At 68.5% G+C, this 20,917-nt stretch carries 18 protein-coding genes and 1 pseudogene; 16 read left to right on the top strand and 3 right to left on the bottom strand.

Annotation, left to right across the window (positions count from 1 at the left end; translation table 11 throughout):
- Nucleotides 1-54: 54 nt before the first annotated feature.
- The 8 genes from AC0IZS_RS13775 (at nucleotide 55) to AC0IZS_RS13740 (ending at nucleotide 7,196) form a co-directional block, all read left to right on the top strand.
- A complete protein-coding gene (locus AC0IZS_RS13775; RefSeq protein ID WP_471636131.1) occupies nucleotides 55-588 on the top strand; it encodes an ester cyclase in 534 nt (177 codons plus the stop codon).
- Complete coding sequence (locus AC0IZS_RS13770; RefSeq protein WP_471636130.1) at nucleotides 585-1,370, top strand: SDR family NAD(P)-dependent oxidoreductase; 786 nt, start codon at nucleotides 585-587, stop codon at nucleotides 1,368-1,370. Before AC0IZS_RS13775 ends, AC0IZS_RS13770 begins: the two co-directional genes overlap by 4 nt.
- Before the next feature lie 9 nt (nucleotides 1,371-1,379).
- Entirely contained in the window at nucleotides 1,380-2,468 is a 1,089-nt protein-coding gene (locus AC0IZS_RS13765) for an MBL fold metallo-hydrolase (RefSeq protein ID WP_471636129.1), read from the top strand.
- A gap of 48 nt (nucleotides 2,469-2,516) precedes the next feature.
- On the top strand, nucleotides 2,517-3,854 hold the full coding sequence (locus AC0IZS_RS13760; RefSeq protein WP_471636128.1) for an MFS transporter: 1,338 nt from the start codon (nucleotides 2,517-2,519) through the stop codon (nucleotides 3,852-3,854).
- Between the two features lie 81 nt (nucleotides 3,855-3,935).
- Entirely contained in the window at nucleotides 3,936-4,298 is a 363-nt protein-coding gene (locus AC0IZS_RS13755; protein WP_471636127.1) for a hypothetical protein, read from the top strand.
- 124 nt (nucleotides 4,299-4,422) lie between these two features.
- Nucleotides 4,423-5,073: an SCO family protein gene (locus tag AC0IZS_RS13750; RefSeq protein WP_471636126.1), complete on the top strand. Its 651-nt coding sequence runs from the start codon at nucleotides 4,423-4,425 to the stop codon at nucleotides 5,071-5,073.
- 33 nt (nucleotides 5,074-5,106) lie between these two features.
- Nucleotides 5,107-5,583 (top strand): copper chaperone PCu(A)C, encoded by a 477-nt coding sequence (locus AC0IZS_RS13745; RefSeq protein WP_471636125.1) that lies wholly within the window; start codon nucleotides 5,107-5,109, stop codon nucleotides 5,581-5,583.
- Nucleotides 5,584-5,759: 176 nt separating this feature from the next.
- Complete coding sequence (locus tag AC0IZS_RS13740; RefSeq protein WP_471636124.1) at nucleotides 5,760-7,196, top strand: sensor domain-containing diguanylate cyclase; 1,437 nt, start codon at nucleotides 5,760-5,762, stop codon at nucleotides 7,194-7,196.
- 69 nt (nucleotides 7,197-7,265) lie between these two features.
- Here the strand turns inward: AC0IZS_RS13740 and AC0IZS_RS13735 are convergent, their stop codons facing one another.
- Nucleotides 7,266-8,825 carry an RCC1 domain-containing protein gene (locus AC0IZS_RS13735; protein ID WP_471636123.1) on the bottom strand — a complete coding sequence of 520 codons (1,560 nt, stop codon included), beginning with the start codon at nucleotides 8,823-8,825 and terminating at the stop codon, nucleotides 7,266-7,268.
- A gap of 445 nt (nucleotides 8,826-9,270) precedes the next feature.
- Between AC0IZS_RS13735 and AC0IZS_RS13730 the strand changes: the two genes are divergently transcribed.
- The 8 genes from AC0IZS_RS13730 to AC0IZS_RS13695 all read left to right on the top strand — a co-directional run bounded on the left by AC0IZS_RS13730 (nucleotide 9,271) and on the right by AC0IZS_RS13695 (nucleotide 17,732).
- Nucleotides 9,271-10,380 (top strand): ABC transporter substrate-binding protein, encoded by a 1,110-nt coding sequence (locus tag AC0IZS_RS13730; RefSeq protein WP_471636122.1) that lies wholly within the window; start codon nucleotides 9,271-9,273, stop codon nucleotides 10,378-10,380.
- 277 nt (nucleotides 10,381-10,657) lie between these two features.
- Nucleotides 10,658-11,839 carry an ABC transporter substrate-binding protein gene (locus AC0IZS_RS13725; RefSeq protein ID WP_471636121.1) on the top strand — a complete coding sequence of 394 codons (1,182 nt, stop codon included), beginning with the start codon at nucleotides 10,658-10,660 and terminating at the stop codon, nucleotides 11,837-11,839.
- Between the two features lie 37 nt (nucleotides 11,840-11,876).
- Nucleotides 11,877-12,797, top strand: a complete 921-nt coding sequence (locus AC0IZS_RS13720) for a branched-chain amino acid ABC transporter permease (RefSeq protein WP_471636120.1) — start codon at nucleotides 11,877-11,879, stop codon at nucleotides 12,795-12,797.
- 16 nt (nucleotides 12,798-12,813) lie between these two features.
- Nucleotides 12,814-13,839, top strand: coding sequence for a branched-chain amino acid ABC transporter permease (locus tag AC0IZS_RS13715; protein WP_471636119.1), 1,026 nt, complete (start codon nucleotides 12,814-12,816; stop codon nucleotides 13,837-13,839).
- Nucleotides 13,836-14,606 (top strand): ABC transporter ATP-binding protein, encoded by a 771-nt coding sequence (locus AC0IZS_RS13710; RefSeq protein WP_471636118.1) that lies wholly within the window; start codon nucleotides 13,836-13,838, stop codon nucleotides 14,604-14,606. The genes AC0IZS_RS13715 and AC0IZS_RS13710 overlap by 4 nt, the downstream gene beginning before the upstream one ends.
- Entirely contained in the window at nucleotides 14,603-15,316 is a 714-nt protein-coding gene (locus AC0IZS_RS13705; protein WP_471636117.1) for an ABC transporter ATP-binding protein, read from the top strand. Before AC0IZS_RS13710 ends, AC0IZS_RS13705 begins: the two co-directional genes overlap by 4 nt.
- A 30-nt stretch (nucleotides 15,317-15,346) precedes the next feature.
- On the top strand, nucleotides 15,347-16,138 hold the full coding sequence (locus AC0IZS_RS13700) for an alpha/beta fold hydrolase (RefSeq protein ID WP_471636116.1): 792 nt from the start codon (nucleotides 15,347-15,349) through the stop codon (nucleotides 16,136-16,138).
- 124 nt (nucleotides 16,139-16,262) lie between these two features.
- Nucleotides 16,263-17,732 carry a methyl-accepting chemotaxis protein gene (locus AC0IZS_RS13695; RefSeq protein WP_471636115.1) on the top strand — a complete coding sequence of 490 codons (1,470 nt, stop codon included), beginning with the start codon at nucleotides 16,263-16,265 and terminating at the stop codon, nucleotides 17,730-17,732.
- Between the two features lie 28 nt (nucleotides 17,733-17,760).
- Here the strand turns inward: AC0IZS_RS13695 and AC0IZS_RS13690 are convergent, their stop codons facing one another.
- Complete coding sequence (locus tag AC0IZS_RS13690) at nucleotides 17,761-19,293, bottom strand: amidohydrolase family protein (RefSeq protein WP_471636114.1); 1,533 nt, start codon at nucleotides 19,291-19,293, stop codon at nucleotides 17,761-17,763.
- Nucleotides 19,294-19,428: 135 nt separating this feature from the next.
- Nucleotides 19,429-20,913 (bottom strand): annotated as a pseudogene (gene lpdA, locus AC0IZS_RS13685) (dihydrolipoyl dehydrogenase); the annotation flags it as partial.
- Between the last annotated feature and the right edge of the window lie 4 nt (nucleotides 20,914-20,917).

Here is a 20,917-nt window from a genome sequence, read left to right as displayed (position 1 = left end):
CTGCTGCAGCGCTGCGCTGCACCCCGACCCGCAACCGACACCAAGGATCCCCCCATGACGAACACCCCTACCGCCACCACCGAGCGCAACGCCCGCCGCGAGAAGACCGTGCTCGACCACTTCGCCGACGAGACGCGCCAGGATTTCGGCGCCGTGCTGAGCACCTTTCCGCACCCGCACTACGAGCTGATCCCTACTGGCGAGGTACACGACGGCAACGAGGATGTGCGCCGCTACTACACCGCCACGCGCCAGGCCTTCCCGGACCAGCGGCACGAAATCATCGAACTGCGCCATGCCGGCGACTCGGTCATCGTGGAGTTCTGGCTGCTGGGCACGCACAAGGGACCTCTGGGCGCCTTGCCGCCCACAGGCAACACCTTCCGCTGCCGCATGATCGCGCTGTTCATCTTCGACGAGGCCGAGAACCTGGTCTGCGAGCGCGTGTACTTCGACACGCTGACCATGCTGCGCCAGTTGCTGGTGGGCGTGCCGCCGGCCGCGCTGCCCGGCATCATCGGCTCGCTGCTGGGAGGCCAGGCCGCCACCGCCGGCAAGACCCCGGTGCCCGAGCAGGCCACGGTATGAGCGGGCGCCTGCAGGGCCACCACGCGGTGGTGACCGGCGGGGCGCAGGGCATCGGCCTGGCGATTGCGCGCCGCTTCCTGCACGAGGGCGCCAGCGTCTCGCTCTGGGACATCAGCGACCGCCAGCTGCAGGCCGCGGCGCAGGCGCTGGACGCGCCGGGCCGGGTGTTCACCGCAGCCGCCGACGTGCGCGACGAGGCCGTCGTTTCGGCCGCCGCCCAGGCCAGCGCCGCGGCCCTGGGGCCGGCCACCGTGCTCGTGAACAACGCCGGCGTGCTGGGCCCGCTGGTGCCCACCTGGGAGCACAGCGCGGCCCAGTGGCGCGCGGTGCTGGACACCAACCTCACGGGCGCCTTCCTGTGCTGCCGCGCGCTGGTGCCGCAGATGCTGGCCGATATCGCCGGCCAGCGCGCGCCCGCGCTCGGACGGCGCGTGGTCAACATCGCCTCGGTCGCGGGCAAGGAGGGCAATGGTTTGAATGCCGCGTACTCCGCCTCCAAGGCCGCGCTGATCGCGCTGACCAAGTCGCTCGGCAAGGAGCTGGCCATGGCCGGCGTGCTGGTGAACTGCATCACGCCCTCTGCCGCGGAAACCGGGGTGTTTGACGGTGTTCCCGAGGAACACCGTGCGCAACTGCACCAGGCCCTGCTGTCGCGCGTGCCCATGGCCCGCTTCGTCGAACCGGTCGAGGTGGCCGCCATGGCGGCCTGGCTGGCGTCTGCCGACTGTTCGTTCAGCACCGGCGCCGTCTTCGATATTTCGGGCGGCCGCTCTTTGTACTGAGGAGACCTGATGAACATGATGACCGAACCCCTCTCGCCGGCCAGCCTGCTGCAGCCCGTGGCCGACTTCGACGGCGCGCGCAGCGCCCCCACGCCGCAGGACCGGCTGCGCGCGCTGCGCCGCGCGGGCAAGCAGTTCCGCGAGCGCTTTCTCGGCGAACCTGCCGTGCGTTATGCGCGCAGCTTCGACCTGCTGCGCATCCCCTACCCGGCCTGGTACGCCTTCAACGGCGTGTACTCGCAGCAGTTGCTCAAGCCGCACATGGTGCACCTGCTGGCGCGCACGGTGCTGGTGCAGTTCGAGGATTTCGAAGGACGCCTCAGAAACCTGTTGTTCACCCCCGCCGATTTCGAGACCGGCAGCGAGACGCCCTATTTCAAACGCCTGAGCGAGCAGACCCCGAAGTTCCTGCACGGCGTGATCGCGCCGGTGCATGGCACCGTACTGCAGGCCCTGGCCTCAGTGGGCGTGGCACCCGGGCAAATCGACTTCATCACCTACGACCACCTGCACACCCAGAACCTGCGCCGCTGGTTGGGCACGGGCAGCGAGCGCGGCCTGCTGCCCAATGCCCGGCTGCTGGTGCATCGCCAGGAGCTGGCCAGCGTGGCAGGGCTGTTGCCCACGCAGGCCGACTGGTACTGCCCCGAGGGGCTGCAGGGCGTTGCGCCCGAGCGCATCGTGCCCTTCGACGGCAGCGTGCTGCTGGGGCGCGGCATCGCGCTGGTACACACGCCGGGCCATACCGAGGGCAACCATTCGCTGGTGTACCGCACGGGCGACGGCATCCGCGTGAGCAGCGAGAACGGCGTGAGCGCCGACAGCTGGGCGCCCGAGGCCTCGCGCCACAACGGCATACGCCGCTATGCGAAGGCCACCGGCTCCGAGGTGGTCCTGAACGGCAACACGCAGGAAGGCAGCGTCGACCAGTACCTGTCGATGGTGCTGGAGAAGACCATCGCGGGCACCTCGGCCACGCATGGCTTCAGCAACGTGGTGCCGTCCAGCGAATGCTCGCCGCACTGGCTGTTTCCGGGGGCACCCACCAGCCACCTGTGGGGTGCCACCACGTCCGGCGCGCTGCAGCAGACCCCCTGATCCTGCGCGCTGATTCCCCCAAAAAACAGACAACACGAGACAAGCGCCATGAACTCCCCCGCCGCCCTCTTCCCCGCCAAGGCGAGTGCCTCGCCAACGCCCGCAACCGCCGCCGACGACGCCACCTACCGCCAGATCGCCTGGCGGCTGATTCCGGTGCTGTTCGCCTGCTATGTGTTCAATTACCTGGACCGCACCAACATCGGCTATGCCCAGCTGCAGATGAAGAGCGACCTGGGCTTCAGCGACGCGGTGTTCGGTCTGGGGGCGGGCATCTTCTTCATCGGCTATGCGCTGTTCGAGATACCGAGCAACATGCTGCTGGCGCGCGTAGGCTTTCGGCTCACGCTGCTGCGCATCATGGGGCTGTGGGGCCTGGCGTCGGCCGCCACGCTGTGGGTGACCACGCCAGCGCAATTCTATGTACTGCGCTTCCTGGTGGGGATGTTCGAGGCGGGTTTCGCGCCCGGCGTGCTGTTCTACCTCACGCTGTGGTTCCCCTCGCAGCGCCGGGCCAAGGTGACGGCACTGTTCTTCATGGCCTATGGCGCGGCGCCCATCGTCGCCGGGCCGCTGGCGGGCGCGACCATGACGTATCTGGACGGCCTGTGGTCGCTGCACGGCTGGCAGTGGCTGTTCATCGTGGAGGGCCTGCCCTGCGTGCTGCTGGCCGTGCTCGCCTACCGCCTGCTCGACGATGGGCCGCAGGCCGCCCGCTGGCTCACACCCGAGCAGAAGCGCCAGGTACAGGACGATCTGGCGCGCGACCAGGCCGCCAGCGGCGCGGATGCGCGCAGCAGCTTTGGCAGCGCCTTGCGCAACGGCCATGTGTGGCTCTTGGGCTTCATTTCGTTCCTGGTGATCCTGGGCATCTACGCCATGTCGTTCTGGCAGCCCACCATGCTGCAGTCCATGGGCCTGTCGGTGATGCAGATCGGCCTGTACTCCGTGGTGCCGGCAGTCACGGGCATCGTGGCCACGCTGCTCATCGCCGGGCATTCCGACCGGAAGCAGGAGCGGCGCTGGCACTTCGCGGTGACGGCCTGCATCGGCGCCGCCGGCCTGTCGCTCACCACCCTGTTCATGCACAGCCCGGTGGCCGCCGTGGCCTGCCTGTCGCTGGCCTCGGTCGGCATCTCCAGCGCCTTCGCCATCCTCTGGGCCGTGCCCGGCAGCCTGCTCAGCCGCAACGCCGCGGCGATGGGCATCGCCCTCATCACCACCATCGGCGGCACAGCCGGTGTGGTGGCACCCGTGATGGTGGGCGCCATCAAGACGGCGACCGGCGGCTTCACGCTCAGCCTGTACCTGCTGAGCGGCGCCCTGGCGCTGGCGGCGGTGCTGATGGTGCTGGCCGTGGGGCGCGGCCGGCAGGCGACGCGCTGACTGCCCTGGACTGCCCTGTGGGGGTGGGACAAATTGCCCCACCCCCACCCGCGCACAGGGGCCCGGGACGATAATGCGCCCATGCACACGCTGCGCACCTCGTCACTGCTGGGCCGCCTGATCCTGGCGTGGTTCGTGCTGACTGTGGGCGCTGCCATCGCCTCGCCCATCGTCCACCCCCAAGCCCTGCAGGTGGTCTGCACCACGGGCAGCAGCGCCAAGCTGGTGGTGGTCGGCGAGGACGGCGGCGCCACCGAACTGGGTCAGCACACCCTCGATTGCGCGGTGTGCCTGGGCGCCAGCGCACCGCCGCCACCCGCGCAGCAGCATGCACAGCGCCATGGGCCCCTGGCGCACGCGCTCGCGCCCCCTGTGGCGGCCACCATCGCTGCCATCGTTGGCGCCCCCCTGCCCGCCCGCGGGCCACCGACCTCCCTCGCCTGAGACCTGCGCTGCTGCATGCCCACCAAGGGCATGCGCGTGCTTTGAGCGGTAGCCACCGCGCCTTGACGGCGCCGGTGCGCGCCCCGGCGGCAGCCCGCCGTCCCATCCTCCGATACGTGCCCCCATGAACACCCCATCGACACCACCACGCCTGGCCGCTGCCGCAGCGCCGGGCCCCTCCCTCCACCGCCGCGGCCTGCTGGCCCTGGCGCTCGCTCCCCTGCTGGCGGCCACGCTCGCCGGCTGCAAGAAGGCGCCCGTGGCCTACAAGGGTATGGACATCACCGGCGCCGAGTACGCGCGAGATTTCCAGCTCAAGGATGCCCAGGGCCAGGTGCGCACGCTGGCCGACTACCGCGGCAAGGCCGTGATGCTGTTCTTCGGCTTCACGCAGTGCCCCGACGTGTGCCCCACCGCCCTCACCCGTGCGGCCGAGATCCGCCGCCTGCTCGGCGACGACGGCCAGCGGCTGCAGGTGGTCTTCATCACCATCGACCCCGAGCGCGACAACCCGACCGTACTGGGTGCCTACACCCAGGTGTTCGATCCGAGCTTCATCGGCCTGTACGGCGACCTGGAGCAGACGGCGGCGGCGGCCAGGGAGTTCAAGGTCTACTACAAGAAGGTGCCCACGGGCGCCTCCTACACCATGGACCACTCCGCGTTCAGCTATGTCTTCGACCCGCAAGGCAAGCCGCGTCTGGTGCTGCGCCACGAACAAAGCGCCAAGGACTGCGCCGACGACCTGCGCCAGTTGCTGCAGCAGTCCGCCTGAACCGACCCCACCCCAACCCAGGAAATCTTCTCCATGCATTCCATTCCACGCCTTGCCTCTCTCGCCATCGTTCTGACCTCCCTCGCCTGCACTGCCCAGGCCCAGGTCACCGTCAAGGACGCCTGGGTGCGCGCCACCGTGCCCCAGCAGCAGGCCACGGGCGCCTTCATGCAGCTCAATGCCACGCGGGACACCCGGCTGGTCGCGGCCAGCTCACCGCTGACCCAGGCGGTGGAGGTCCACGAAATGGCCATGCAGGACAACGTGATGCGCATGCGCCAGGTGCCCGGTGTGGACCTGCCCGCCGGCAAGCCGGTGGACCTCAAGCCCGGTGGCTACCACGTGATGCTGTTGGACCTGAAACAGCAGGTGAAGGCCGGCGACACCGTGCCGATCACCCTGGTCTTCGAGGGCAAGGATGGCAAGCGCGAGTCGGTGAACATCCAGGCGCCTGTGCGCCCGCTCAACGCCACGGCGGCGCCCGCCGCGCATGGCGAACACAAGCACTGAAAGATGCCTGCTATTTCACCCGCCCTTCGCACCACCGTCCAGGCCATCCACGTGCTGGCCGGCCTGCTGGCCGTATCGCAGGCGCAAGCGCTTTGCGGGCACCGATGGTATGTAAACAGATGGTATTTTGTGTAACTAAAAGCTAGTATCTGGCGAGCACGGCAAGGCCTGCCGCCATGAACAGCAACCCGCACCATCCACCATCCAACGCTTCGCTTGCCAGCGAGCCTGCGGGGGCCAGGAAAACCTTTGCCGCCTGGCTCACGGTCGTCCTGTCGTTGGCGCTGTTCGCAGCCGCCCTGCCCCATGCCCAGGTGGCGCTCACGCCATTCCCGGCGTTCATTCCGATCTATGTCACGGCCCTGGTGATCTTCGATCTGGTCACGGCGGTGCTGCTGTTCGGCCACTACCGGGCCTTGCGGTCCGTGGGGCTGCTGGTGCTGGGGGGTGCCTATCTGTTCACCGCCACGGCCACCGCGGCCTATGCGCTGATCTTTCCCGGGCTGTTCGCACCGACCGGCCTGCTGGGCTCCGGCCCCCAGACCTCCTCCGCCCTGTACATGCTGTGGCATGCGGGCTTTCCGCTGATCCTGATCGCCTATGCATCCATCAAGCGGCGGGAGCAGGCGGGCCCGGCGCGCCGCAAAGGCCTCCGAGCGCTCTGGAGCATTACGGCCATGTCCGCCGGGACAGGGCTGGTGGTGGCGCTTTTCACCGTGTTCGCCACCGCCGGGCATGATTTCCTGCCCGTGTTCATCGAGGGCAACCGAACGACGGTCGTGGGCAAGGCCTTCCTGGCCGGTATCTGGTTGCTGAGCCTGGTGGCGCTGGGGGTGCTCCTGCGCACCCGGCCCCATTCGCTGCTCGATGTCTGGCTGCATGTGGTGATGTGCGTCTGGCTGCTGGACCTCGCCCTCGCGGCGGTTCTGAACACCGGACGTTACGACCTGGGCTGGTACATGGGGCGCATCTACGGGCTGCTGGCCGGTGGCTTCCTGCTGATCGTGTTGCTCAGCGAGAACGCGCGGCACCATGCGCGCCTGCGGGAGCTGACGACCGCGCTGGAAAGCGCGAACGAGACCCTGTGGCGGATGTCGATGCAGGACAGCCTGACCGAGGTGGCCAACCGCCGCGCCTTCGATATCCACCTGGCAGAGCATGTGGCCCTTGCCCTGCGCCACCAGCGGCCGCTGGCCCTGGTGCTGCTGGACGTCGATCATTTCAAGACCTACAACGATGAATACGGGCACCAATTGGGCGATGCGTGCCTGAAGGCCATTGCCCAGGTGCTACAGGCCAGTGGCAAACGCCCCTCCGACCTCGCTGCCCGCTATGGCGGCGAAGAATTCGCCCTGGTGCTGCCCGAGACCGACGCCGAAGGCGCCATGCACATCGCCAACGCTGCCCAGCAGGCCGTGGCGCAGCTGTGCATTCCCCACCGCCAGTGCTCGACCGGACCGCATGTGACCGTCAGCGCGGGCATCGCGACCCTCTACCAGGGCAGCAGGCTGACACCACAAAGCGTGATCGAGATGGCAGACAAGGCGCTGTACCAGGCCAAGAGCAACGGCCGCAACCGGATCGTGCTGCTGGAGTCCTCCGACGGGGTTTGAGGGACGCAATGGCGCTTTACCAGGGCAGGGGCTCTGGGCCTGCCCCCTGACCAGGCGACAGTGTGCCGCTCAGTTCAGCGTATGCACGACCTTGTAGCGGCCTGCACGGACCATTTCCGCAGCGGCCGAAGCGTCGTCGCCCACACCGTAACCCACGACCAGTTGCACACCCTCCAGCCCGCTGAAGTTCAGGCCGGACGCAATGCGCACGGGCACCGTGCGGGGCAGCGGGCCGCCCAGATAGGCCGGGAAGGCACCGCCGTTGTAGGGCGCCCACCCATTGGGGCCTAGAAACAGTACGGTCGACCCTGCGAGGGCGGCTACGTAGACGCGGCCCGTCTTGCCGCGGTGCAGCGTCGACACCGTGGCGCCCACGTCCACCGTCACATTGCTCAGGGGCCCGGTCTGCCCGCCGGCAAAGGTGCCGCTGGCTTCACCCACCCGGCCCGCGTCGAATGGAGCGCCGTTGCCCTGCATCACGCGAACAGGTGTCGTGGACTTGTCGGTACCGCCCAGATTGCTGGTCTTGCCCCAGACCCAGACGCTGCCGTCCACGCCGATGGCAGCGGAATTGGCCGAACCGGCTGCAGCCGCCACCACGGGCGGCAGACCCGCGACATGGGCGATCTTGGGCGCTTCTCTGGAGGGATTCACCAGGGTGCCATCGCCCAGCTGTCCAGCGCTGTTGACGCCGCAGGCATGCACGGCGCCATCGGCATCGACGAACAGGGTATGGCCGTCGCCCGGCTCAATCTGGCTGATGCGCGACAGGCCCTGGATGGGCGATATGTCGATCACCGCATACTGCGAGTTGATGACACCCGGTTGACCGCAAAAGGGGGCATTGTTCAACGCTTGGCCCCAGGCCACCACGGTCCCGTCGTTCTTGAGCGCGTAGTACTGGCCGGAGATATTGAAGGAGGTCGAGGCCACGGCCTGCACCGAGGACAGGGGATCGATCACGACCGGTGCCGTGGCGGTGCCTGCGACCGGCGCCAGCGCCTTGTTTCCGTTCGAGCCCCAGGCAACGACTTTGCCGTCCTGGCGCAGTGCGAGCACCGCCGCATCGGATGCACTCACCGCCACGGCGCCCTGCGCGCCGGCCACCAGGCGGGGCACGGGGTTGCCGCCACCACTGGTCTGGCCGGACCCCAGTTGCGCCGTGCTGTTGCTGCCCCACGCGAAGACCTGGCCAGACACGTCGGTTGCAAAGGCCGCCGCCGTGTTGGTCCCGGCATTGATGCTGACAATGTTGGACAGGCCGTTGATCTGCACCGGCACGCTGGTGCCGTTGCCGCCGGTTCGGCCGCCGGAGTTGTCGCCCCAGGCCCATACGGTGCCATCGGCCTTGAGCGCCATCGAGAACGAGCCCCGTGCCACCACCTGGACTACGTTCTGCAGGGTGGGGATCTGCGTGGGCGACGTGCGAGTGCCGGAACTGCCAAGGCCTAGCTGTCCGCCATTGCCGTAACCCCACGACCAGACCGTGCCGTCGGCGCGTAACACGAGGGCATGGTCGTAGCCCATGGAAATGGCAGGCTGCACGGCCTGGGCGGAGGTCATCACGAAAGCGGAGCACAGCGCGGCCGCGCCCATGGCAGCGGCAGTGCGCAAAGGCTTTATCGTCATCAGATGTTTCATCGGTTCCCTCAACAAGAATAAAAAAGAAAGATTGGCCGGACGTTCAGCGCCTGGCCTCGCTCGCTGGAAACGGCCGTACGCAGACCGTCTGGAGCCGGGCCGCTGCGAGCCACCTGGCCGTCAGCTGCAGTCGCGTGGCACGGGACGGGGCGGCCGCGAACGCCAAGACAGCGCAAGGTACCCAGGTTCGGCTTGTTTCGCCCCACCCCAAGGGGGTGAGACAGCACAAGCCACCACGCCACCGCACCTGACGCTGCACGAGGAACCTGCCCGACCGGGACCTGCCATCGCAAGCTGCGGCGGCGCATCACCGGGCGAAGGCATCTTCGCGCCGATGCCAAAGGCCTATCACCCGGGAAAAAGCGCCATCTGTCCTTCGATGGAAGGACCTTCTACGGTGCTGGCCACCTCCATTTCACAGGCGCAAAGACCCATGCAACACCTCGCATCGCTGATCCTGGCAAGCCTGGCACTCGTGACCACGAGCGCCATCGCACAACCGCTCCTGGTCGGGCGTTCGCTGCCGCTCAGCGGGCCACTGCAATCGATCGGGGAACTCAAACGCGACGGCGCGGACGCCTACCTCCACAAGGTGAACTCCAGCGGCGGTGTGGCCGGGCGGAAGGTGGAAACCATCACCTGGGACGATGGCTATGTGGCGGACAACACCGTCGCCAACCTTCGGCGCATGGCCAGTGAACACAAGCCCCTGGCCTTTCTGAGCCTGCTGCGTGTGCCCGCTGCCGGCCAGGAAATCCCGCTGCTGGACGAGCTCAGGACCCCGGTGGTGGGCATTGCGTCCGCGACGCACCTCCTGCGGGCCCGCCTCCACCGCTACGGATTTCCGGTCAGAGCGAGCGTCACGGACGAGGGGCGGGAGCTCGCCAAACATGTCAAGGTCGTGGGGATCGACCGGATCGCCATCATCTTCCAGGATGTGCCCCTGGGCCACGCCACCCGGCAGTCCATGGACGCGGGACTGGGCGAGGTGGGCCTGCAGGCCAGCCATGTCCTGCTGGACGCTGCAGCCACCCAGGCAGCCGAGGTGGCGCGCAGCGCCGTCCAGTCCAAACCCCAGGCCATCTTCCTGGGGGTGCTGACGCCGGCTGCAGCAGCGCTGATCCTGGAATTGCGCAAGCTGTCCTTCAACGGCTCCCTGTACACGTTCTCGTCCACCGACGTGGTGGTCCTGACGAAGCTGGTCGGCGACAGGGCCGTCGGCGTGGCGCTGTCGCAAATTGTTCCCATGTCCGATGGGCTGCGGGTCAAGGTCGTCGCGGAATACATCCAGGCGGTGAAGGAGATGGGCAAGGGCAGCCCGACGATGCTCGGGCTCGAGGGCTTCCTGGAAGCGAAGGTCCTCGTGGAAGGGCTGCGGCGCAGCGGCCCCAAGCCGACATCGGAGGGGCTGGTCAAGGCGCTGGAGACCCTGCGCGACTTCGACCTCGGTGGCTTCTTCGTGAACTACAGCCCCCAGGCGCACATGGGCAGCCTGTTCGTGGAGATCGACATGATCGGCCCCGGCGGAAAACTCATGCGCTAGGCGCCTGCCTCCTGCAGGCGTTGGAGGCGGACACAGCGATACGCAGTGCGAATCACCTGGCCCTTTTTGACATCTTCTTGATGCACTGAAGCGCCCCTAGCATGCGCCCACGTCCCATGCATCGAGTGTCCACGTGAACCGTCCCCATGTGCCCGATCCGGGCGTTCTCACTGCAGGCCTGCGCCTGCCGCGCTACGCCGTGCCCCGCTGAATTCCACCATCCCGTGCAAGAGCCTCGCCACAAGGGGCCGCATGTTCCACCTCACCGGAGACAACCATGTTCAAGTTCACCACCTTCAAGACCGCCGCCGCCGTCCTGGCGCTGGGCGCCGCGTGCGGCGCGCAGGTGCATGCCCAGTCGCCCATCAAGATCGGCTACCTCGGCACCTTCTCCGGCCCCATCGGGGCCCTGGGCCAGGACAACTACGACGGCTTCATGCTGGCGCTGGAGCAGCGCGAGGGCAAGCTCGGCGGCACGCCGGTGCAGGTGCTCAAGGAGGACGACCAGTTCAAGCCCGACGTGGGCCTGCAGATCGTGCAGAAGCTGGTCGAGAAGGAGAAGGTGCCGATCATCACCGGCGTGATGGGCTCCAATGTGATGATGGCCGTACACCGCCCGATCACCGAAAAGCAGGTGTTCCTGATCGGCTCCAACGCCGGTCCGTCTGCCCAGGCCGGCGCGCAATGCTCACCCTACCAGTTCGTCGTGTCCTGGCAGAACGACGGCCACGCCGAGGCAGCAGGCAAGTTCTCCATGGACAAGGGCTACAAGCGCATGGTCCTGATCGCCCCCAACTACCAGGCCGGCAAGGATGCGATCCAGGGCTTCAAGCGCACCTACAAGGGCCAGGTGCTCGAAGAACTCGCGCCGGGCATGGCGCAGCCCGACTTCTCCGCCGAGATCGCCCAGATCGCGGCGGCCAAGCCTGACGCCGTGTACGCGTTCTTCCCCGGCGCACTGGCGGTGAATTTCATCCGCCAGTACCAGCAGGCCGGCTTGGGAAAGACCATTCCGCTGCAAAGCTCGTCCATGCTGGACGCCACCACCCTGCCGGCGCTCAAGGACTCGGCCCTGGGTCTCAACAGCACCCATTGGTGGGCACCTGACCTCGACAATGCCGCCAACAAGGGCTTCGTCGAGGCCTTCGAGAAGAAGTACAACCGCATCCCCTCGCTGTTCGCCGCGCAGGGCTACGACGCCGCGCTGCTGCTGGATGCGGCCATCGCCCGCGTCAAGGGCAATGTGGGCGACAAGCCGGCCTTCATGGCGGCGCTCAAGGCCGGCAACCCCCACTCCGTGCGCGGGGTGCTGAGGTTCGGCAACAACAACTTCCCCATCAACGACTACTTCGCCTTCACGGTGGTCAAGGACGCCAAGGAACGCTACACCCTCAAGACGCTGGCCACGCCGCTCAAGGCGCACCAGGACGCCTACCACACCCAGTGCCCGCTCAAGTGATTGCCACCCGCGCAATCCCTTGCAAGGAGCATTCGACATGACAGGTTCTCTGCTGTTCGCGCAGTTGCTCAACGGGTTCCAGCTCGGGGTGCTGCTGTTCCTGCTGTCCGCCGGGCTCACGCTGGTGCTCGGAATCATGCACGTGATCAACCTGGCACACGGCTCGCTGTTCATGATGGGGGCGTACTTCGCCGCGGCCGCCTACGGGGCCAGCGACTCCTTCGTGCTGGCGGCGCTGGCCGCCGTCGGCGGCAGCCTGCTGCTCGGTCTGGCGCTGGAGCGCTTGGTGATCGCCCGGCTGTACGACCGGGACCACCTCTACCAGGTGCTGGCCACCTTTGGCGTGATCCTCATCTTCAACGAAGTGGCCCGCTTCGGTTGGGGCCAGGCGCCGGTGTTCATGAACGTGCCCGACGCCCTTTCCGGCACGGTGGACCTCCTCGGTGTGGCCTACCCGGCCTACCGGCTGGCCATCATCGCCGTGGGGCTGCTGGTGGGCGCCGCGCTGTTCTGGCTGGTACACCGCACGCGCATCGGCATGCTGATACGCGCCGGGGCCAGCGACGCCGGCATGGTATCGGCGCTGGGCGTGAACATCGGGCGGCTCAATGCCCTGGTCTTCGCGGCCGGTGCCGCGCTGGCAGGCCTGGCCGGGCTGATGGCCGGCCCCATCCTGTCGGTGCAGCCCGGCATGGGCGAGCCCATACTGATTCTGACCCTGGTGGTGCTGATCACGGGGGGCGTCGGTTCCATCCGCGGCGCCTTCTATGGCGCCTTGATCGTGGGCGTCGTGGACACCATCGGCCGCGCCTTCATGCCCGGGCTGATGCGCGAACTGATGGAGCGCTCGCTGGCCCAGGCCGCCGGGCCGGCCATCGCGTCGATGCTGATCTACCTGCTCATGGCGGTCGTGCTTGCGGTGCGGCCTGCTGGATTGTTCCCGGTGAAACATGGCTGAAGTCCTTCCAACCCCTATGTCCCCCCTCCACGCCCCCACCACCGGCAAGCCCATTGGCGCGCGGCGCCCCTCCCTGCGGCTGGCGGTCGCAGGCGCGCTGCTCGTCCTGCTGGCCCTGGTCCCGGTGTTCTCGCACGCCCTGGGCCAGAGCTTCTACGTGACGCTGGTGTCGCGCATGATGATCTTCGCGCTGGCCGCTACCGGGCTCAACCTGGTGATGGGCTATGGCGCCATGGTCAGCTTCGGCCATGCGCTGTACATCGGTCTGGGAGCCTATGCGGTCGGCATCCTGTCGCAGCATGGCATCGGCAACGGCTGGCTGCACCTGGCAGCGGCGCTCGGTGCCGGCGCTGTGCTGGCCACGCTGATCGGCCTGGTGTGCCTGCGCGCCCGGGGCGTGGGCTTCATCATGATCACGCTGGCGTTCGCGCAGATGTTCTACTTCCTCGCGGTCAGCCTCAAGCAGTACGGCGGCGACGACGGCTTCAGCATCGGCGGGCGCAGCGACTTCGGCGTGGTCGATCTCAATGACAACGTGGTCCTGTACTACGTGATCCTCGCAGCCCTGGTGGCAACGCTGTTCCTGTTCCACCGGCTGGTGCATGCCCGCTTCGGCATGGTCCTCAAGGGCTGCCGCACCAACCAGCGGCGCCTGGAGGCACTGGGCATGCCCGTGGCGCGCGTGAAGCTCGCGGCCTATGTGCTCTCGGCCCTGGTCTGCGTGCTGGCGGGCGTACTGCTGGCCAACCTCACGCGCTTCGTTTCGCCCTCCTACATGCACTGGGTGGTCTCGGGCGACCTGATCGTGATGGCCGTACTCGGCGGCCTGGGCACCCTGATCGGCCCGGTGGTCGGCGCCATCCTCTGGCTGGCGCTGGAAGACCTGCTGTCCTCGTTCCACATCGGCTGGGCCGTGCTCGATGACTTCGTGCGCAACCACTGGCTGGGTGTGCTCGGTCTCATGGCCCTGCTGGTCGCCCTGTGGCTCAAGGATGGCATCTACGGCATCCTCACTGCCCGCGAGCAGAAGGACCAGCCATGAGCGCCGCCACGCAAGGGTCCACGCTGCGCGTGGAGGGACTGGTCAAGCGTTTCGGCGGCCTGCTGGTCACGGACCACTTCCGCCTCGAAGTACGGCCCGGCGAGCTGCACGCCATCATCGGCCCCAACGGCGCCGGCAAGACCACGCTGGTCAACCAGCTCTCGGGCGAGCTGGCGCCGCAGGCCGGCAGCATCCAGCTCGACGGGCAGGAACTGGTCGGCACATCGGTGCAGCGCCGCGCACGCATGGGAATCGCGCGCAGCTACCAGATCACCTCGGTGTTCCACGAGTTCACGGCGCTGCAGAACGTGATGCTGGCGGTGCAGGGCGCCAGCGGCCACAACTTCGCGTTCTGGAAGCCGGTTCTGCAGGACACGGACCTGGTCGATCCAGCGCAGGCCCTGCTGCTGCAGGTGGGGCTGGGCGCCCAGGCCGGGACCCGCGTCTCGGCCATGGCACACGGCGCGCGCCGCCAGCTGGAGCTGGCGATGACCCTGGCGCTGAAGCCCCGGGTGATGCTGCTCGACGAGCCCATGGCCGGCATGAGCCAGAAGGAATCGGAGGACATGGTGCGCCTGTTGCACACGCTCAAGGGCCGCTACGGCATCGTGCTGGTGGAGCACGACATGGACGCCGTGTTCGCGCTGGCCGACCGCATCACCGTGATGGTGTACGGCAAGGCCATTGCCTGCGGCACGGCCGACGAGATCAAGAACGACCCCGAGGTGCGCAGAGCGTACCTGGGAGACCAGGTGGAGGCGGTATGACGACGACGTTGCTGGAAGTCGATGGCATCGAGACCTTCTATGGCGCCAGCCAGGCGCTGTTCGGCATGAGCTTCGACGTGCGCGAGCGCGAGGTGGTGACGCTGATCGGGCGCAACGGCATGGGCAAGTCGACGACCGTGAAGTCCATCATGGGCCTGCTGGCCCCGAGCCGGGGCGCGGTGCGCGTCGCGGGCGAGGACGTGACGGGCCGCGCCGCGCACCGGGTGGCGTGCAGCGGCATCGGCCTGGTGCCCGAGGGGCGGCGCATCTTTCCCAACCTCACGGTGCGTGAGAACCTGGTGGCCACGGCCGGCAACCGGCGCGGCCACGCCGCGCCCTGGACGCTGGCGCGCGTGTACGAGATGTTCCCGCGCTTGCAGGAGCGCGAGCGCAACCTGGGCAGCAACCTCTCGGGCGGCGAGCAGCAGATGCTGGCCATCGGGCGCGCGCTGATGACCAACCCGCGCCTGCTGATCCTGGACGAGGCGACCGAGGGCCTGGCACCGCTGGTGCGTGCCGAGATCTGGAAGTGCCTGGCACGCCTGAAGGACGAGGGCCTGTCGCTGATCGTGATCGACAAGAACATCGAGCCCCTGCTGCGCCTGGCAGACCGTCACTGCATCGTGGAGAAGGGCCGCGTGGTCTGGCGCGGCAGCTCGGACGAGTTGCGCCAGCAGCCCCGGCTGCTGCAGGAATACGTGGGCCTCTGAACGCACGCCCTACAAGACAAGGAGACATGGATGCAGAACGATTCGATGCATGTGACGCACTGGGGCCAGGCCGGCCCGCGCGTGGTGATGGTGCATGGCAGCGCGCAAGGCAGCCGCCTGGGCGGCGAGCGGCACTTCGTGGCGCAACAGCGCCTGGCCGGGCAGGGATGGCAGATCCTCGTGCCCGACCGGCCGGGCCACGGGCGCAGCCCCGACCCCGGCCGCCCCGATGATGCCGAGGCCGATGGTGCGCTCGTGGCCGCACTGATGGAGGCCGAGGACGGGGCCCACCTGGTGGGCCATTCCTTCGGCGGCTGCGTGGCGCTGGCGGCGGCGGCGGGCCACCCGGAACGCGTGCGCTCGCTGACCATCATCGAGCCCGCCATGGCCGCGCTGGCGACGGACCTGCCGGTGGTGCGGCGCTTCCTGCTGCAGATTGTGAACGTGCTGTTCTTCTCGCTGTCGGCGCGCTCGCGCATCGAGCGCTTCATGCGTCTGGCCAACATCCCGGCGGAAATCGGCGGCCGCTCGTCTGAGGAGGAGCTGCGGCAGATGGGCCGCGCCCTGCGGCGCATGAAGCTGCCCAACAAGAAACCGCTGGCGCACCAGCTCGCGGCGGTGCGGCAGGCAGGCATCCCCGTGCTCGTGGTCTCGGGCGGCTGGAGCCCGGCTTTCGACGCGATCTCCGACCGTGTGGCCGAGGCCGCGGGCGGGCGCAGCCTGGTGATCGCCTCGCCCCACCATTTTCCGCAGCAGGTGTCCGAGGAGTTCAACCAGGTGCTGGACGGCTTCATGCGCGAGGCCGACGCCAGGCAGACCTGACAGCCGCACCGCGGCCTGCGCCGCAGCCGCAGGCCCGCCCTGTGACAACACCTCCCGCCCCCTTGCGGGTGGCGCCGGCCATGCCCGGCCGCCGCGTGACCCGCCCCCTTACAGGAAACGCCAGATGAAATTTCGCCAGAAGATATGGGCCCTGCCCGTGAGTGCCTGCCTGGTGTTCGGCCTGGGCGTATCGGCCAGCCTGCTCATCGCTTCGGGCAGCGCCTCGCAGCTGGACCGGCTGCGCCACACCGACAACCGGCTGCTGGAGACCACGCTGCAGATGGAGCGCCTGTCCGAGCACATGGACAACTCTCTTGAGGCCGCCGCCATGGGCGACCCACGCCGGCTGCAGGAAGCCAAGGGCCACGCCCAGGCAATCGAGCAGCGCCTGGCGGGCACCACGCCGGCGCTGCAGGCCGCGTTCGCGGCGCACCGCGAGCACAGCTTCGCCGTGGTGGAGGGCATGATGTCCGGCCAGGATGTGTCGGACCGCGTTGCACCGCGGCGCAGCGCGCAGGCCCAGTGGAACGCGGGCCGCCAGGCCGTGGTGGAGGAGACCCGGCGCGCGGTGGAAGCGGGTTTCGACAGCCTGGAGAAGGCCCTGCGCGACACGGTGCTCGCCAGCGCCCTCACGGCCGCCAGCGTGCTGCTGGTGCTGGGGCTGGCCTCCTGGCTGATCGTGCGCTCGGTGTGGCACGAACTGGGCGGTGAACCCGGGGAGCTGCGCCGGGTGGCCGAGCAGGTGGCCGCGGGCCAGCTGGACTGGGATGCCACGCCCCAGATCCGCAACTCGCTGCACGACGCCATGGGCCAGATGACCGGCCGCCTGCGCGAGACGGTGGCCACGATCCGCGAAGCCTCGCGCTGCATCGACGATGCCGCCATCGAGATCGCCACGGGCAACCAGGACCTGAGCCACCGCACCGAAAGGGCTGCAGGCAGCCTGCAGGAGACCAGCGGCTCGGTGCAGCAACTGGCCGACGGTGCGCGCGCGAGCGGACGCGCGGCCACGGCCGCCAATGCCCTGGCTGCGGCGGCAACCGAGGCCGCCAGCCACGGCGGCCTGGCGGTCTCGCAGGTGGTGGCCAGCATGGATGCGATCAACCAGTCCTCGCGCCACATTGCCGAGATCATCGGCGTGATTGACGCGATCGCGTTCCAGACCAACATCCTCGCGCTCAACGCGGCGGTGGAGGCGGCCCGCGCCGGCGAGCAGGGGCGTGGCTTCGCCGTGGTGGCCAGCGAGGTGCGCACCCTGGCCGGCCGCAGCGCCGAGGCCGCCAGCCAGATCAAGACCTTGATCCAGGCATCGACGGCGCGCGTGGACGGCGGCGCCCTGCTGGTGCGCGAAGCCGGCGAGGCCATGGCCCGCATCGTCGACAGCGTACACCAGGTCAGCCAGATGATCGACGGCATCCACCGGGCCACCGGCCACCAGGCCGAGGAGATCGGTGGCGTGAGCGAGGCCATCGTGCAACTGGACGGCATGACCCAGCAGAACGCCGCCCTGGTCGAGCAGTCCGCGGCCGCCTCGCTGAGCCTGCAGGAGCAGACACGCCGCCTGTCGGGCACGGTGGCGGTCTTTCGCCTGTAGCGGCCAGCCTGCCGCTGGCCGCCGCCGCTCAATGGCGGTGGCTGGTGTCGATCACCGTGCTCGGGTCGCGCAACGGTGCAGCCGCATGGGTCGAGGCCACGCCATCCAGCAGGGCATCGAGCGCGCTGCGCGGGAAGTACTTGCCGGCATTGAACACGCCCGCGATCTTCGACAGGTTGGCGACGTCGGCCACCGGATTGGCATCGAGCAGCACCAGGTCGGCATTCTTCCCCGCTTCCACCGTGCCCATGCTGGTCTCGCGGCCGAGAAAGCGCGCCCCATTGAGGGTGGTGGCCTGCAGGATCTCCAGCGGCGTGAACCCGGCCTTGGCAAAGGCGCGAAACTCCTGGTGCAGCGAAAAGCCGGGAATCACCCAGATGCCGCCGACGTCGGTGCCCACCAGGGTCCGCGAAGCACCGCCGTTCTGGCGCAGCTGCGCCAGGGTGCGCTCGAACGAGGCATAGGAACTGCGAAATGTGGCCGCCGCACTGGCCGGCTGCATGGTTTCGAAGTCGCGCGAGAGTTTGTTCCACAGCGCGCGCGTGGTCGGGTCCACGTAGCGCAGGAGCGGGTCGTTGCGGAACTCGGCGCTGTCGCTCTGGGTCATGGTGCGCATCCGGACCATGGTGGGCACCTGCCAGGTGCCCTTCTGCACCACGGCGCGGGTGACCGCGTTGCATGCCGCGCTGTCGTAGCTGTCCAGCGAACGCTGCACGAAAGGCGCATCGGCGGCCGCATGGATGTAAGGGCTGATGGCGTAGGTTGGCGGGAACGGCGACGGCATGGTGGCGCCCTTGCCGGCCAGCAGGTCCGCGCGGATGGCGGCCTGGTCGCGGGCACAGTCCAGGGCAATGCTCCAGCCGCCGCCCAAATGCTCCATCGCGGTCCAACCAATGGTGGCGGCCTCCACCGCGCCCATGCCGGGCGAGAGGTGGCCCGCCACGGCCAGGCCCTGGGCACGCGCCTCGGCCACGATGGCTGCCAGCGCCGCGGGCGAGGCGCCGACCACCTTGACGAAGCTGCCGCCCATGGCCTGGGTCTGCCGCACGGCGGCCACGCCGTCTTCGGCCGTGCGCGCACCCACCACCGGCGGGCCAGGGATCTGCAGCACCTCGGGCGCATCGAGCGTGCCAGCCGCACGCGCTGCGTTGAACTGCCGCGCGGCGGCGATCAGCGGTGGCGCGCCGGCCATGTCGCGGATGCCCGTGACGCCGTTGGCCAGCAGCAGCGGCCAGTGGGGCGCTTTCTGGAACACCGCGGGCGGGACCGAATGGGTGTGCATGTCGAGGTAGCCCGGAACCACGTACTTGCCAGCGCCCTCCACCACCGTGGCGCTGCCTCCGGTGCGCACGGCCGCATCGGGCAGTACCTGGCGGATGCGGCCCTGCTCGATGACCACGGCCATGCGCTGCGCCAGCGCACCCGTGCGGGTATCGACCACCGTGACATTGCGCAGCACGGTGCCGCTGGTCACCGGCGGGTTGTCTGGGGGCACGGCGCAGGCCGTGAGCGTGGCGCCGATGGCTGTGGCGGCCGCGATGGCGAGAAGGGATCGCTGCATGGAAAGAGTCTCCTGGTTGAATGGGCGCTCCGAAGGAGCGCCAGCGCCCAGGGACTCTAGGTGGGGCAGCCTGATTGAAAAAGATGCTCCGTAGCTGCGGGCGATGCGCCTGCGGCATCGCCCCCAGGTCGGTGCTCAGCCACGTTGCGGCGGCACATCCGTGCAGCTGCCGTGCGCAATCTCCGCCGCCATGCCGATGCTCTCGCCCAGCGTGGGGTGCGGGTGGATGGTCTTGCCAATGTCCACCGCGTCCGCGCCCATCTCGATGGCCAGCGCGATCTCGCCGATCATGTCGCCGGCGTGGGTGCCCACGATGCCGCCGCCCAGGATCTTGCCGTGGCCATGGGCCTCGGGGCTGTCGTCGAACAGGAGCTTGGTATAGCCCTCGTCGCGGCCGTTGGCAATCGCCCGTCCCGAGGCCGTCCAGGGGAACAGGCCCTTCTTGACCTTGATGCCCTGGGCCTTGGCCTGGTCTTCGGTGAGGCCCACCCAGGCCACTTCGGGGTCGGTGTAGGCGACGCTCGGGATCACGCGGGCGTTGAAGGCGGCGCTCGCCAGCTCCTTGTTGCCCTGGATCTCGCCGGCGATGACTTCTGCCGCCACATGCGCTTCATGCACCGCCTTGTGCGCCAGCATGGGCTGGCCCACGATGTCGCCGATGGCGAAGATGTGCGGCACGTTGGTGCGCATCTGGATGTCGACGTTGATGAAGCCGCGGTCGGTGACGGCCACGCCGGCCTTCTCGGCGGCGATCTTCTTGCCGTTGGGGGTGCGGCCCACGGCCTGGAGCACCAGGTCGTACGTCTGCGGTGCCGGCGCGGTGCCGCCCTCTTCCGCCGCGGCAAACGTCACCTCGATGCCTTCGGGCGTGGCCTTGGCCCCCACCGTCTTGGTCTTGAGCATGATGTTGTCGAAGCGCTTGGCGTTCATCTTCTGCCAGACCTTGACGAGGTCGCGGTCGGCGCCCTGCATCAGGCCGTCCAGCATTTCCACCACGTCCAGGCGCGCGCCCAGGGTGCTGTACACCGTGCCCATTTCCAGGCCGATGATGCCGCCGCCCAGGATGAGCATGCGCTTGGGCACTTCCTTCAATTCCAGCGCGCCGGTGGAGTCCACCACGCGCGGGTCGTCGGGCATGAACGGCAGGCGCACGGCCTGGCTGCCGGCGGCGATGATGGCGTTCTTGAAGGCGATGACCTTCTTGCTGCCCGTCTTCTCCTGGCCGGTGGCGCCGCTGGTTTCTTCCACTTCAAGGTGGTGGGCACCGACGAACTGGCCCAGGCCGCGCACGGTGGTCACCTTGCGCATCTTGGCCATGGCGGCCAGGCCGCCGGTCAGCTTGCCGATGACCTTCTCTTTGTGGCCGCGCAGCTTGTCGATGTCCAGGCTGGGCTCGCCAAAGCTCACGCCCAGGTCGGCCATGTGGCTCACTTCGTCCATCACGGCCGCTACGTGCAGCAGAGCCTTCGATGGGATGCAGCCCACGTTCAGGCACACGCCGCCCAGGGTGGCGTAGCGCTCGACCAGCACGACCTTGAGGCCGAGGTCGGCCGCGCGGAAGGCGGCGCTGTAGCCGCCGGGGCCGGCACCGAGCACGAGCAGGTCGCATTCGAGGTCGGCGGCG

The organism is Acidovorax sp. AC410 (assembly GCF_979253235.1).
Note: the sequence above shows the minus strand (reverse complement) of the source record. Positions and strands in the feature narration are given on the sequence as shown.